We start from the raw sequence: 14,088 nt of genomic DNA on the forward strand, positions 1-14,088 counted from the left end.
AATTTGTATATTCAAGATACTCTGAGATGCTCTCTATAAATACCAGGTGTTAAACCCGTCCATTTTTTAAACGATCTAATAAAGTTTGGACTATCAGAATAGCCTAAATTTTCGCTAATAAGATTAATATTCATATCAGATTTTGTAAGAAGGTGTATTGCCCTATTATACAATATCTCCTCAAGAATATTAGAAAATTTAGTTTGATTAGATTTAAGTAGCCTTTTCATACTACTTTCTGATGTATTAAAATGGATAGATAATGTTTTTAATGAAGGAATACAACCGCACTCATAGCTAGATATGACTTGTTCAATAATATTTATGATATTAGTTTCTTGACATTCTGGAACTATACTTGAATTTAAAGAAATTGCACAAACCTCGGTATCTAATAATGATTTAGAAAAAACGAATTTATATTCTGATCGATTATTTTGAACGAAATATTTCCCTCTGGGAGACAAAGACTTAATATCGGAAATAGCCGTATTAGGTATGTAAATGGTAATAGGATTCCAGTTATTCCCTAAGTACATTTTAAATAATTGACAAAGTATTACCAATATAATATTCTCGGATATTCTACTACCATGTGAACATTTCTCTAAGAAAGAAAAAGAAAAGACAACAATATCTTTATGTATCCTTAAATCCGCCTTAAGGTTTGTCTGAAGAATATTGCTAAATTTAACAAACTCACTAATTGCTTTTTTTAGGGTTGGTTGTCCTTTTATATACGTGCCAAAACTACCCAATTCTGAGAGACAAAAACCACAAGATAAATAGTCTACAAAACTATCGATTTTGCATTCTTTTTTTAATGCAACTAAAAAATCGTGTACTACTCCTGTAGGTATGTAATTTTTAGAATTAGACAAATCAAAATGTCTTATTTCAGACTTTCTAATTGTACTCGCTACGTCCAAACCACAATTTTCTAATCTAAGAAGTAGTGGTTTGAAATAGGATACTTGATATACAAAATACAATTGCTTCATTACGGGGTATGAAATCTATTAATTCTCTACTTGACGATGTAAAAAATGATGATATACGTATATAAATGTATTCGATCTACCATACTAAAAAAAACAAAAAAAAGTGAAGTGTCTAAATTAAGTCATGAACTGACTAAATTAAGGTTTTAATGAGACACTAGCCAGCTTTTAAAGGTTTTAACCTTGGCTTTGCTAATAATAATAGGGCCATCAAACTCTGGCGTAACATCAATTTTCACTTTACCATAAAAATGATTATACACTCTATCTACTCCGTTACGATTTACTAACAGTTGCCTATTCACCCTATAAAACAGTTCAGAATCTAGTTCTTCTTCTAATTCACTAATTGTTTTATCTAGGGCATATGATTTATTAGAAAATGTAACACCTCTCACTATGTTTGATTCAATAAAGAAGAATGAAAAATCCTTTGTTTTTATTGGTAGCAGTGCATTTTTATCGGAAATCAAAAAAGTAGTAGTATGTTTATTTTTAGATCCTCCTTGCATTTTCTTTAAAAATATATTTAATTGATCATGTTGGTGATTAATATGTGTTCTTGTCTTTTTAAATTTCAATAATGCATTTTCAAGGTCTTCTTCCTTAATAGGTTTTAATAAATAATATACACTATTAACCTTGAAAGCTTCTATAGCGTATTGATCATATGCTGTGGTAAAAATAATAGGAATATCAACGAAAGTTTGTTCAAAAATCTCAAAACAGATCCCATCACCCAATTGAATATCCATAAAAATAAGCTCAAAATCATTCTCTTTTTTTAAATATTTGACAGCAGATTTAACACTATCTATAGTCTTTACTATTTCAATATTTGGGTCAATTTTATTCAATAATTGTATCAAATACTTTTTTGCAGAAACCTCATCTTCGATAATCAGAACTTTCATTATATACAAGTGTTTCGATTAGGCATATCTATAAATTTAACAAAATACTATATAAATGATGCTATTTATTTACTTTTTTATCCCGTTTTTACCTAAATCAAAGATTATTTAATGTATGGGTAGTTTTACAATAAAATAAGTATCTACATCTATTTTAATCGCCTTATTTTTAAGTAGTTCAAACCTTTTATTTAGGTTTTTCAGGCCTTCACCTGTTGTTAAGCTGCTTTTACTTTTGAGTTGAATCTTATTCTTGACCACTATACTATCGTCTTCATTATAAATATCTATAATTAAAGGGAATTCTTCAGAAACTTCATTATGTTTGATGGCATTTTCTATTAACAATTGTAAGGAGAGTATAGGAATTAGCGTGGTTTTAGTATGAACAGAAAGTTGCATATTCACATTAAAATTATCTCCAAACCGAATTCTGGCTAATCTTATATACGCTTCTAAAACCTGCAACTCTTGTTGTAATGTAACTAGCCCTTTATCTTTACTTTGTAATATATATCTGTATAAAGAAGCCAAATGATCCACATAAACTATAGAGCTTTTTGGATTTGTTTCGATAATATACTTTAACGTATTTAGCGAATTAAATAAAAAATGAGGATTGATTTGATTGTTGAGTGCTACTAATTCATTTTGAATATTTTCTTTTTTTAGTTGTTCTTTTTCTAATACACTAATTTTCTGTTTTCGTTGAAATACAAGTAACCACCCAATCAAAACAGATGTTATACACATAACGACCCAGACATAACGTATTCCTTCTCTTTCTGGCTCTACAACTTTAAACAGTACTAAATGGTGAACCCACATTATTAGATAAAAAGTCGCAATAGGTACAGCAATAATAATTACGATAAAAACTAATACTCTTACTAACTTAGAAAACCTTTGTAAATACTTTTTTGAATATATAATAAGGTATAAAACAATTAAACAATATGCCGCAAAACTTATGAAACGAAATAAAAAAACAGGAATGGAACCAGCGGCAACATCGTTAAAATAGGATAAATCCGGATATACAATAAATAAAAATCTATTCAGGTTGATTAAGAAAGATATGCTAAGCGATATTAGCAGTAAAGTACTTGTTCTAATTTTAATTTCTTCCAATTTAAAAAGATTGTTTTTATGATCATTAAATACTGTTAATCATTAGTTCTACTAATGTATTTACCGACTACAATAGCGGTTAGAATAACCAAATAAAATTGCCCGATCATTCCTATTAAAATTGCAGCTTTTTGAGCTAATGTGGTTACAGGCACAATCTCTCCGTAGCCAATCGTCATTAAGGTAATGTAGGCATAATACATTAGTCGTTCTGTAAACAATTGAGGTTGATCGATAGTCGCATTTAGTCCTGCAAAAGAACTTGGATAAGCCATTTCTATACTTAAACAAATAAAAAAACTGATTAGTCCTAATGCAATATATCCACTAATCAATCCAAAAATCACATTTTTATCGACAGACTTAGTTTCCCAGATTTGTTTTATAATTTCAAAAGTAACAATCACATAAAACAGGAAATACGTTCCCATGTTTAAAAAAGCTAAAAACTTACTATTATTATTTTCAAATAAATCTGTACTAAAAACAATTCCTGATACTATTAACAAAATGATAAAAAATAGCATAAGTCTTTTCTTTCTTGAAATCAAGACAATTCCAGCGACCAAATTGATTAAAAATAATATTGGTGACATTATCATTTCAAAAAAATCTCCTGGAATTATTAAAGATCCAAATAGAATTGTAATTTGACTAAATAAAAAGAGCTCAAAACGATATGGATATAGTTTTCTTATCATCAAAAAGTTTTAAAATGAATACCCCAATTTTATTCCCCAACGAAATGCCGGAAGTATAATATCAGTATCCTGATTTCCATTTATCCGGAAATCAAGATTAAGATTGTCAAAAAGTTCATATTCAGAAAGAACTTCGGACACATCATCATAAAATGATTCTGGTATGGGTTGTTTTTCTATAAGTTTAATCTTATTAGCACTAATTCCAGGGCCTGCGATCAAAAAATCGATAAAGAAACGTTTCCGGATCATAAATTTATAACCTATTTCTACCCCCCCACTAAGTGTTATTATTTTCGCATCAATTTCGATAGCATTATCTATACCATTATTATCGGTATAAACACCTAAGATTTCATCTGTGAAATTCTGATATTTTGTATATACTCCTACATAAAAACCGCTTAATTTTTTGGTAGTATTTTGAATATACCATCTAAATTCTGGTAAGATTTTTACTCCTTTAAAATTAAAATCATCAGTAGAAATTCTGTTTATATCAATACCTGAAATTCTAAATACACCAGAGGTTGTTTTTACTCCAAACGAAACTCCAACACTTATTTTATCACTAATGGCTCGTTCATATTGAAATTGAAAAGTTCCAAAAATAGGCAAAATAGGATCTATACTAATATGATTTTTTTCTTGCGCTTTTACCATACTCATTACAAGAAGAAAACAAACTACTATCATACCTTTACTTCGCATCATACTGTAATTTTTAGTATGGTTCAACAGATGAGCTCAACCTACATATTAGTCACTTACCCCTTATTCAATGATTTTCTACTCCAAAAGTTTATCATCAAACTCATACTCCTTATAATCTACTTTGTACAAAACACTATAAAAAGCGGGGATGAATAATAAGGTAATTACTGTACCAAATAATAATCCTATCATAATGGTTACTGCCATAGGTTCCCACATCTCTCCTCCTCCCAGATATAATGGAATTAGTCCTAACACCGTAGTAAAAGTTGCTAATAGAATAGGTCGAAAACGTTGTATACAAGCTGCTATTATTGCATCCTGTGGCTTTCGTTTAAGTTCATTTTCTTCTATTTCTATTCGATCAATAAGCACTATCGCGTTATTAATTACAATTCCGGCTAAAGAGATGACTCCTAAAAAAGCCATAAAACCAAAAGGAACTCCAAATAATAACAACCCAATTACCATCCCGATAACACCTAATGGGATTGTAGTCACAATCATGGTCATTTTACGAAATGAGTTAAATTGTATAATCAATAACATCACAATGATAAAAGCTGATAGTGGTAAATATTTTGCTACAGCCCCCATGTTCTCTGCACTGCTTTCTGCATCTCCTCCTAAAGTATAGGTATATTCTTTTCCCCATTTTGATTCTTGTTCTTTTAACCAAGGAGTTATGACTGCCGTAACTTCTGAAGCATTTCCATCTTCAGTTAATTCACTAGACACATTAATCGTTCGTGTAAGGTTTAATCTTTTTATTTTGGAATATTGCCACTGCGGAATAATACTAGCCACTTGTAATAAAGGAACACTTTTGCCAGAGTTTTGCCCATAAATATTTAGGGTTTCTAAAGAAGCTAAGGACTGTTGTTTTCCTTGATTACTAGTCATTACAATAGGAATAGACTTGTCATTTTCTCTAAATTCTCCTGCCTGAAAACCATCTAGTACAGTCTGTAATGATATTGCTACATCTTGATTTGTAATTCCTGCTGTTTGTGCTTTATTTTGATCAATATCAATTACAAATTTTTTCCCTTTGGGTCCCCAATCATCTTTAATATTTTTGGTCCCAGAAATACCAAAGAGTTTTGATTTGATTTCTTCAGCTATACTAGCCAATTTATCAGGGTCATCTCCAGATACTTTTATCTCAATAGGAGTTCCTCCACCTCCCGACCCTAATAGCCCCACTTTGATATCTGCATTAGGAAATGTTTTAAAACAAAAAGCATCCAACTGCTTTACCATATCATTATTCACTAAAAAAGATGATGTATTGACTAAAATATGAGCATAATTAGAATTGGGTTCATCTGCGTTATATCCCAAATCATAGGATGATGGTCCTTCACCAATATATGAAGACCAATCTACAATACCGTCAGGTTTTTCGTTTGCGACCTTCAAATTATTAATTATAAATTCTTCAATAGCTAATATGGTTTCTGTGGTGCTTTCAATTTTGGTTCCTTGAGGTAAGTTGATATCTATTGTGATCATATTACGATCGCTATCCGGGAAAAACACAAATGCTAGTTTGGTGAAGCCATAGAGTGACAAAAAGAACAACACTACAATACTTGCCAAAACAGTTTTTTTCCATGCTAAAGCTAATAGAATAAGGTCTTTATATTTGGACTTTAATCCATTAATCATACGATCTAAAAAACCGACTTTCCCACCTTCTTGTTTTTTAATTTTAAGAAAAAACACACAAAACAAAGTAATAACACTTAACGAAATGATCCAAGAAGATAAGAGTGCAATAGTAATAACCACAAATATCGGCCCCATGATATCACCCATTACAGACTCTGCCATAAAAAATGCTAAAAACGCAGCTGAAGTCGTTAGTGTAGATATCAACAATGGCATAAATAACTCAGCACAAGAATCAATAGCCGCTTTTTTTACATCAATACCATTTTCCATTTTTACCATAATAGATTCTGCAACCACAATAGCATTGTCAACCATCATCCCCAAAGCCATAATCAAGGCAGCAAGTGTTATTTGATTAAGTCCAACATCTATTAGCCCCATAACCATTAATGTGGTAATAGTAACAATTGGAATTAAGCTCGCTATAACCATTCCTGTTCTAAATCCTAAGAAAATCAACATTACTGCTAGTACTATCGCGATAGACTGCATTAGATTCCCTAAAAAATCACTTATCTTAAGATCTATATATTGATCAATAGATGCTAATCTAGCCACTTCTAATCCAACTGGTAATTTCTCCTGCCATTGTTCTAATAACAGGTCAATTTCTTCTCCTAATTTGATAATATTTCTTCCTTCTTTTAAAGATATGTGTAGTGACACGGCATCCCTACCATTAATACGCACCTTTTGTTTTGGAGGGTTGATATATCCTTTTTCAATTATTGTAATATCTCCTAAGCTAACCACTTGCCCACTTTGTCCAAGAGGGATTAGCGTATTTTTAATATCTGAAATGGTATTAAAATTACCAGTAGGTTCTAATATAATTCGTTCTTCTTCGATATTGACCTCACCTCCAGAATTCAAAATATTTGTATTTGCTATAATCCCTTGCAGACTGCTTGAAGTTAATCCATACGCTTTAAGTTTTGTGTTATCAAATTTTACAAAAACACGTTCTTCTTGTGCACCATTAATTTCTACTTTAGCAGCATCTTCTAGTTTAATAAGGTCATCACGAAGGTCATCTGCTTGTTCTTTCATAGCAGCATATGAAAATCCATCGCTAGTAATTCCTACAGCAATCCCAAATACTTCACCAATACCATCATCATTCAGCTGTGGTTGTACATTATTGGGTAGCCCCTGAATTGAATTTAACTTACGTCGTAATCGATCCCAAACAGCTTGTAACTCTTCGGGAGTAACTTCCATTTTTAATTCTACTTGAACTACAGAAAGTCCGGTTCTTGAAGTACTAGTTACTTTTTTTAACTCGGGGAGTTCTTGTGCTATTTTTTCAATTTTATCGGTTACCAATTCCTCAACTCTTTCAGGGCTTGCTCCAGGAAATGATGAAACAACAGATGCCACACGAATAGTATATGGCGGCATACTATCTCGTGAGAGCGAAGCATAAAAAACCATACCCATTACCATCACTACTGTAAGAATACTTAGAGCAACACGATTTTTTTCTATAGAAAATTTAGCAAAATTCATATGTTTTTCTTTTGATAGTAATTATTGTAATTTCACCTTTTGACCGTCTAATAAAGTTTGTAGTCCTGCAGTGGCGATTTTTTGACCTTCAGAAAGTCCACTTTTAACCTTAAAGCCATCTGTAGTAAGTTCTCCAATTTCTATAGAATGTTTCTTCACAACCCCTACAGCTTCATCTTGAGAATCTATTAAAAAAACAAAATTACCATTACCATCTTCTCCGACCGATTTTACAGGAATCACCAAGACTGTTTCTGTCTCAGCATTTTCTTCTTTAAAATTAAACGTAACATTAGCAGTCATACCTGGTTTAATTTCTTTAGTGGGATCCGTAATGTCGATTGTAATAGGGTATGTAGCAGAATTTTCGTCGACAACAGGGGCTATTTCTATAACTGTTCCATTCATTTTTTTTCCTGCCAAAGCAGAAAAAGAAATATCAGGATTCATTCCTAATTTTACTTTATTAATTATATTTTCTGGTAATCCAACCTCTATATTAGTGTGATTCCCTGCATTTAATATCGCAATGACCTGCCCTGCACTTACATTTTCATTGAGCTGACTATTTTTTGCCGCTATAATTCCAGTTTTAGGAGCTTTAATATATCCATAACTAATTTGCGACTGCTGAATGCTTTTGTTACGTTTTGCAGATTCATATTGATCCAATGCACTTTGGTATGAATTTTTAGCAGACTCATAATCACTTAATGAATTACTCCCTTTTTCATAAAGTGCCTTAATACGATCCAAACTAGATTTGGCAGTATTCATAGCAGATTTAGCACTATTTAGTGCTGATACTGACTGCTCATAGGCAAGGTTAGCTTGCACATTATCTAATTTAGCTATCAAATCACCTTTATTCACTTTCTGTCCTACTTTGATATCCAGAGTTGTGATAATACCGGTACTTCTAAAACTTAATTCAATTTCATCACCCGCTTTAGCAACACCGCTAAACGTTCTAATCTTTTGCGAATTTAAATTTCCGACAACCTGATATTCTACAGGTCTCAATACTTCTTCTTTTTGTACCTCTTTATCTTTACAAGCAGTAAGCATCAAAAATCCAAATACTATTAATACTATATGTTTTACGAATTTCATAATCGTTAATTAGTTATTATTTAAAATATATTGATTAGCTCTTTGAATAAAATCTTGGTTGTTTGCCTCTGTATTCATTAAAAAGAAATAACCGATGGCTCTTTCTAACTGCATTGACGTTAATAAATAGTCATAATTGGCCGTTGCTCTGGCAAGCTGAGCCTGCAAATAATTGGTTTGGGCATCAATTAATTGAATAAGCGGCACTGCGCCTTGGGCATATGCATTTTGTGTAAGATCTAAACTCTCTTTGGCAGTTTCTTCTGATACTTTAGATATTTCGATGTTTGCAATCTGATTGGTCATATCCAATAAAATATCATTTACGTTTTTTTCGATACTTAATTCTACATTCTCTTTCTGTATCAATAATTGATCTTCTTGAATTTTTGCTGTTTGTCTATTAATATTTCTTTGATTTTGTTGAAAGATCGGTAATGATAGATTGACACCCACGTTGTATGTACCATCAGGAGCGTTAGGAAAGCCTTCTGGAACTATTGTTCCTTTACCTGATTGTGAAATAGCAAGATTATATTGCCCTTGCAAGGCTACCACTGGAACAAATCGCCCTAAGTTATTAAGTCGATAATTACGTTGAGTAGCTTCCATATTGTAACCGATGTTTTTTAATTCGGGAGCATTTTTATTTCCTTCTTCGACTAAAAACTTAACTAAAGCTGGGCGTAATTTTGGATCATCCAAAATCTCAAGAAAATCCTGATACTTATAATTTTCGAATATTCCTTCTGATATTTTGGCATCATCAATATCAATTTCGGTTGCGATCGGATTATTCATTAATTGATTAATCGTATTAAAAGCCTGTAGCTTTTGATTTTCTGCATTGATTAGACTTTGCGTATTCTGCGCTAATTGACTCCTGAAACGTAATACATCTGATTTGCCCGATTCTCCTGCTGCAAAGTTTTGATCTGCGATTTCTAAATTCTTTTTGGTTACTTGAAGGTTTTGATTTTGAATCGCAACATTTGTTTTCAAAACCAAGGCATTAAAATAAGCTACCGAAGCATTAAGCAATGCATCTAGTTCTGCTGCATTATAGGTTTCCTTTTGTGCTTTTTGTAGATTTTCATTGATTGTAATATTGGCCCCAGCTCCTTCTGAATAGATTACCTGTTCAAGAGTTACGTTTCCAGAAGTAGAAAACTCGGGATTAGTACCATTAGAAATCTCTGCAACCTTTGGGTCCAGATACACACCGTTTCCATTAGCTGTTATGTTTGGCAAATAACTACTCTTAGCAGTTTTTACATCCTGACTGCTTAACTCGATGTTTTTTCGTTCTACATCAAGAGAAAGGTTTTTTGCTACCACTCCTTTCATGATATCAATAATAGAATATGATGTGCCGACTTTTACATCATTTTCTCCTCCTATAAAGTCTGCCTTAGCAAGCATACTGTAACGCAACGGAAACCCTATTTGCTTTGCAGTATTATAGTTTATAGAAAGTTTCTTCTTATAATTTAAATATATAGGTAATGTAGATGCGTTTGTTCCTTCAATAATTGCTTCTACATTGAGTGCAATACGTCTAAAAAATTGATCAATATTGGTTTCTGGCTGATTAGATGCTAAAATTCCTTTCTCTACATCTTCTTTGCTATACACAGAAAATGAAGGGAGTTTCTTAGAATTAATAGTAGTTACCAAAGTTTTGAATTCATTATCATTTAGGTAAAACCCACCTGCAAGGTATACTGCATCTATATCATTTAAATCACTGGTTATACTACCATCTTTCTGAAGAGGAATAAGTGTATAAGAACCTCCATTTTTAGAAAAATAGTTATTAAATAGGTTTTTGACAGGTAATATACCGGGTAAAAAGTCATCAATTATAATACCTACTTTTTTATAATTATACAAGGATTTAAAAACATCCAAATCATCTGTATATGAAAAAGGAGCAATGAGATAGTTGATATTATTTACTGTTGATGTCTTTTGGTCTTCGTCAAAATCATAAAAGTCACTATTTGCGCTACCAAAAAGAATAATAGGTTTTGAATATTCATCTACCTCATCAATCATTATTGTATTTACGACTCCAAATACCAATATAATATCTGCATTTGAGTTTACTAATGTTTGATAGTTTGATTTTGCTAGTTCATTATTAAATCCATTTTCGAGTACTTCTTTGAACACTATAGTAGCACTTTGACCGACTACAGCTTTTATTTCGTTTTGAAGTTTTGCTAATAAGGGCTTCGTTTCTTCTGATGATTTATCGGCTAGAATACCTATTGTTACCGTTTTTGAGGATTGTGAATACCCCAATAGGTGTATGAAGGTAAGTAAGAACAGTAATCTTAAATTTTTCATATGACTAAGATGATGCGTGTGTATTGTCAGTTAAAAAAATATAATCATTATAATTGATGTAATCGTTTGTTCACAGACCAAGATATTTTATCATAAAGCTTAGAGAAACTCTCAAATTGTTCTGCGGGCAACATTTCTTTAAGGTCATTATTTTGTTCTTTTATCAAGATATTAAATTTTCCAATAATTTCAATCTTGGTCAGTTTTGTATTTTCTCCTAGAAGCTTCATTTTTAAACCATAATAAGAAGTAACAATCTTAAACCGTTCATTTATTTCTGGGGTCATCTCTTTGTCCAATATAAAGTTCTCCATCCATTTTTTGATATAATCAATTTCTTCTTTCTGGAAAATTTTTATAGTCGGATTTTGATCTTTTTGAGCTCCTTTTTCTTGTCCAAACATATGAATGGAGAAAAAACAAACACATAAAATAAAGAAAATACCTTTGATACGCATTACTTATTAAGATATGGTAACCATTATATTATTGCTTAGTCCAACCTTTTCTATTATAAACACTAGTAACAATTTTACCAAAACTTTCTCGATGTATGGCATATTGCTCTTCTGTCAAAAATTCTTTAACCTCATCGTTTAAATTGATTACCATAGCGTCAAGTTTAGTTTTTTTCTCTGCTTCAGTATATCCTTTATTTTTGTCACCAATACGACCCATTTTGTTTGTATAGTATAAAAGAATACCATAATACTCTTCTCTTAACTTTTCAGAAAGCTTCATTTGTTCTACTTGTTTGGCAACAAATACTTGTAAATTATCTTTCTCGTCTGAAGTAAAGATTTCTACTTTATTTTTTTCTCTCTCTACTTGTTTTTCCTTTTGTGTTTGACCAAATGCAGTTAAAAAAACAAATAATAGTAGGCCTGTGATGTTTAGTTTCATAATATTTTAAATTTAAAAAATGATCTAAAAAGATAATCTGTGATGTATTAAAATAAACTAATTTTATTGTATAGCAATTATTTACTACGATATTATGCAATCAAAGAGTACCTATCATTATCAATTTGGCGCAGTTGTTAAAATTACCTTAAGAGATGGTGAAATATCAGAAGAAGAAAAAGCTTTTTTAGCTCATTTAGCTGAAACCTTAGGGGTTTCACGAGAAGAGTATGATCATATTATTCAAAACTATTTAACCTACCCACTTGACCCTAACAACACCTATAATGAGCGACTAGAAAGTATGTATACCTTAACAAAATTAATTTCTGAAGACAGTACCATTACAGGAGAGCAACAAACCATTTGGCTAGAGAGAATGGCCAAAGCAATAGGGTTTACTTCAGGAAATGTAAAGTACATAGTGGCTAAATCGTTGGCTGTTATCGAAAAGGGAATAGATCAGGAAACATATAAAGATGAAATCAAAAATATTAATAAGTGATTTACTGTAGTACCTCTGTTTTTCACTAAACTCTATTTATGATTATAACATTTTACGGCACTAGAGGTTCAACACCAGTTTGCGAATCGGGTTTTCAGGAATTTGGTGGTAATACCACTTGTGTACTAGTATCTGGTGGACAGGAAGGAGAAAGCGTGCTTGTTTTTGATGCAGGTACAGGTATTCGAAAGCTTGGTAAAGAACTTATCTCTAAAAAGCTTTTTCCTGGTAATAAGATTTATTTGACATTCTCTCATTTTCATTGGGATCATATTCAGGGTTTTCCATTTTTTGCCCCTGCGTATGACCTTAACAAAGAAATAGAGTTTTTTGTTATTGGGGATGATGCTCCAAAAATAGATGATTTCAAAGAAATATTAGCCAAACAAATGGAAAGCACTTATTTTCCTATAAGTATAGATGATATGGGTGCTAATTTTACTTTTACAACAACTAAAGAAGATAGAATTTCCTTTGATGGCGGTCAAATAATAGCGAATAAACATACACATCCTGGTGGTGCACATGGCTATAGATTAGAAACAGAAGGCAAAATATTTGTGTATTGTACAGACCTAGAACACGGTGAACAATTGGACCCCAAGGTGATCGAATTTTGCAAAAATGCCGATGTATTGATTCATGATGCTCAGTATACCCCACAAGAATTATTAACTCGTCGTGGTTGGGGGCACAGCAGTTGGGAACAAGCAATTCAGGTAGCAGAATTGGCTAACGTTAAACAACTATATCTAACTCATCATGACCCTGATCATAATGATGACTTTCTAAGAAACATGGAAAAAGAATGTCAGGAACGTTTTCCTAATTGTTTTTTAGCAAGAGAAGGGCAACAAATCAAGTTATGATTTCAAATATGTGAGGTATATTAACACTAAAAGATAAAAGGCATATGTTTTAAAATAAATTTGTCTAAATTTAAATACTAATTCACACAAAACTTGGCAATACAAGATAAAATATTACCAAAAAAAGGAACACATTGGCGCACCATTGCAGTATTTTTTATTGCCTGCCTTATTGGATTAGGGCTATTCATGGCTAAAGAATCCGAAGTGGTGTCATATTTGGGTGATAATCCACAAACGTGTGTTAACTGCCATGTAATGACACCTGTTTATAACAGTTGGATGCATAGTTCACATAGAGAAGTAGCTAACTGTAATGCGTGTCACGTGCCTCATGATAACATCGTTAACAAATACTATTTCAAAGCCAAAGACGGTTCTTATCATGCATCTGTTTTTACAATGCGAGCTGAGCCTGATGTTATAAAAATGAAAGAAGCTTCGCAACGCGTTGTACAAGCTAATTGTATTCGCTGTCATGTGCAACAAGTTACCCAAATTAAATACGATGGATGGATCGAAGATCATAGAGAAAATAGAACAAATAGACAGTGTTGGAGCTGTCATGTAGAAATACCTCATGGCAAAAAGCAAGGTATTTCTACTATAAAATATAATTTAGCTCCCATACCTACTGACCAAGCAGAGTCTGTAGTTCCTGAGTGGCTACAAAAAGAAATAGATTCAAAATAAACACAG

General features: G+C 31.8%; 13 protein-coding genes. 3 read left to right on the plus strand and 10 right to left on the minus strand.

Annotation, left to right across the window (positions count from 1 at the left end; genetic code table 11):
- Positions 1-11: 11 nt before the first annotated feature.
- The 10 genes from AWE51_RS13620 to AWE51_RS13670 all read right to left on the minus strand — a co-directional run bounded on the left by AWE51_RS13620 (position 12) and on the right by AWE51_RS13670 (position 12,015).
- Positions 12-1,001 (minus strand): helix-turn-helix domain-containing protein, encoded by a 990-nt coding sequence (locus AWE51_RS13620; protein WP_066314308.1) that lies wholly within the window; start codon positions 999-1,001, stop codon positions 12-14.
- Between the two features lie 146 nt (positions 1,002-1,147).
- Positions 1,148-1,915 carry a LytR/AlgR family response regulator transcription factor gene (locus AWE51_RS13625; RefSeq protein WP_066314312.1) on the minus strand — a complete coding sequence of 256 codons (768 nt, stop codon included), beginning with the start codon at positions 1,913-1,915 and terminating at the stop codon, positions 1,148-1,150.
- Between the two features lie 108 nt (positions 1,916-2,023).
- Positions 2,024-3,046: a sensor histidine kinase gene (locus tag AWE51_RS13630; RefSeq protein WP_066314313.1), complete on the minus strand. Its 1,023-nt coding sequence runs from the start codon at positions 3,044-3,046 to the stop codon at positions 2,024-2,026.
- 35 nt (positions 3,047-3,081) lie between these two features.
- Positions 3,082-3,747, minus strand: coding sequence for an ion channel (locus AWE51_RS26145; RefSeq protein WP_082832433.1), 666 nt, complete (start codon positions 3,745-3,747; stop codon positions 3,082-3,084).
- Between the two features lie 9 nt (positions 3,748-3,756).
- On the minus strand, positions 3,757-4,461 hold the full coding sequence (locus AWE51_RS13645) for a DUF3575 domain-containing protein (protein ID WP_082832434.1): 705 nt from the start codon (positions 4,459-4,461) through the stop codon (positions 3,757-3,759).
- A 75-nt stretch (positions 4,462-4,536) separates the two neighbouring features.
- Positions 4,537-7,647, minus strand: a complete 3,111-nt coding sequence (locus AWE51_RS13650; protein ID WP_066314321.1) for an efflux RND transporter permease subunit — start codon at positions 7,645-7,647, stop codon at positions 4,537-4,539.
- 21 nt (positions 7,648-7,668) lie between these two features.
- Positions 7,669-8,760: an efflux RND transporter periplasmic adaptor subunit gene (locus tag AWE51_RS13655; protein WP_082832435.1), complete on the minus strand. Its 1,092-nt coding sequence runs from the start codon at positions 8,758-8,760 to the stop codon at positions 7,669-7,671.
- Positions 8,761-8,769: 9 nt separating this feature from the next.
- A complete protein-coding gene (locus AWE51_RS13660; RefSeq protein ID WP_066314325.1) occupies positions 8,770-11,112 on the minus strand; it encodes a TolC family protein in 2,343 nt (780 codons plus the stop codon).
- Positions 11,113-11,159: 47 nt separating this feature from the next.
- Positions 11,160-11,516, minus strand: a complete 357-nt coding sequence (locus AWE51_RS13665) for a hypothetical protein (protein ID WP_118505813.1) — start codon at positions 11,514-11,516, stop codon at positions 11,160-11,162.
- An 82-nt stretch (positions 11,517-11,598) separates the two neighbouring features.
- Positions 11,599-12,015: a hypothetical protein gene (locus AWE51_RS13670; protein WP_066314330.1), complete on the minus strand. Its 417-nt coding sequence runs from the start codon at positions 12,013-12,015 to the stop codon at positions 11,599-11,601.
- Between the two features lie 94 nt (positions 12,016-12,109).
- On the opposite strand from AWE51_RS13670, the gene AWE51_RS13675 reads away from it, so the two are divergent.
- The 3 genes from AWE51_RS13675 to nrfH all read left to right on the plus strand — a co-directional run bounded on the left by AWE51_RS13675 (position 12,110) and on the right by nrfH (position 14,082).
- Positions 12,110-12,520, plus strand: a complete 411-nt coding sequence (locus AWE51_RS13675; RefSeq protein WP_066314334.1) for a hypothetical protein — start codon at positions 12,110-12,112, stop codon at positions 12,518-12,520.
- Positions 12,521-12,558: 38 nt separating this feature from the next.
- Positions 12,559-13,389 (plus strand): MBL fold metallo-hydrolase, encoded by an 831-nt coding sequence (locus AWE51_RS13680; protein ID WP_066314335.1) that lies wholly within the window; start codon positions 12,559-12,561, stop codon positions 13,387-13,389.
- Positions 13,390-13,482: 93 nt separating this feature from the next.
- Positions 13,483-14,082 carry a cytochrome c nitrite reductase small subunit gene (gene nrfH / locus AWE51_RS13685; protein WP_066314340.1) on the plus strand — a complete coding sequence of 200 codons (600 nt, stop codon included), beginning with the start codon at positions 13,483-13,485 and terminating at the stop codon, positions 14,080-14,082.
- Positions 14,083-14,088: the final 6 nt, after the last annotated feature.

The organism is Aquimarina aggregata, from assembly GCF_001632745.1.
Taxonomy (GTDB): domain Bacteria; phylum Bacteroidota; class Bacteroidia; order Flavobacteriales; family Flavobacteriaceae; genus Aquimarina; species Aquimarina aggregata.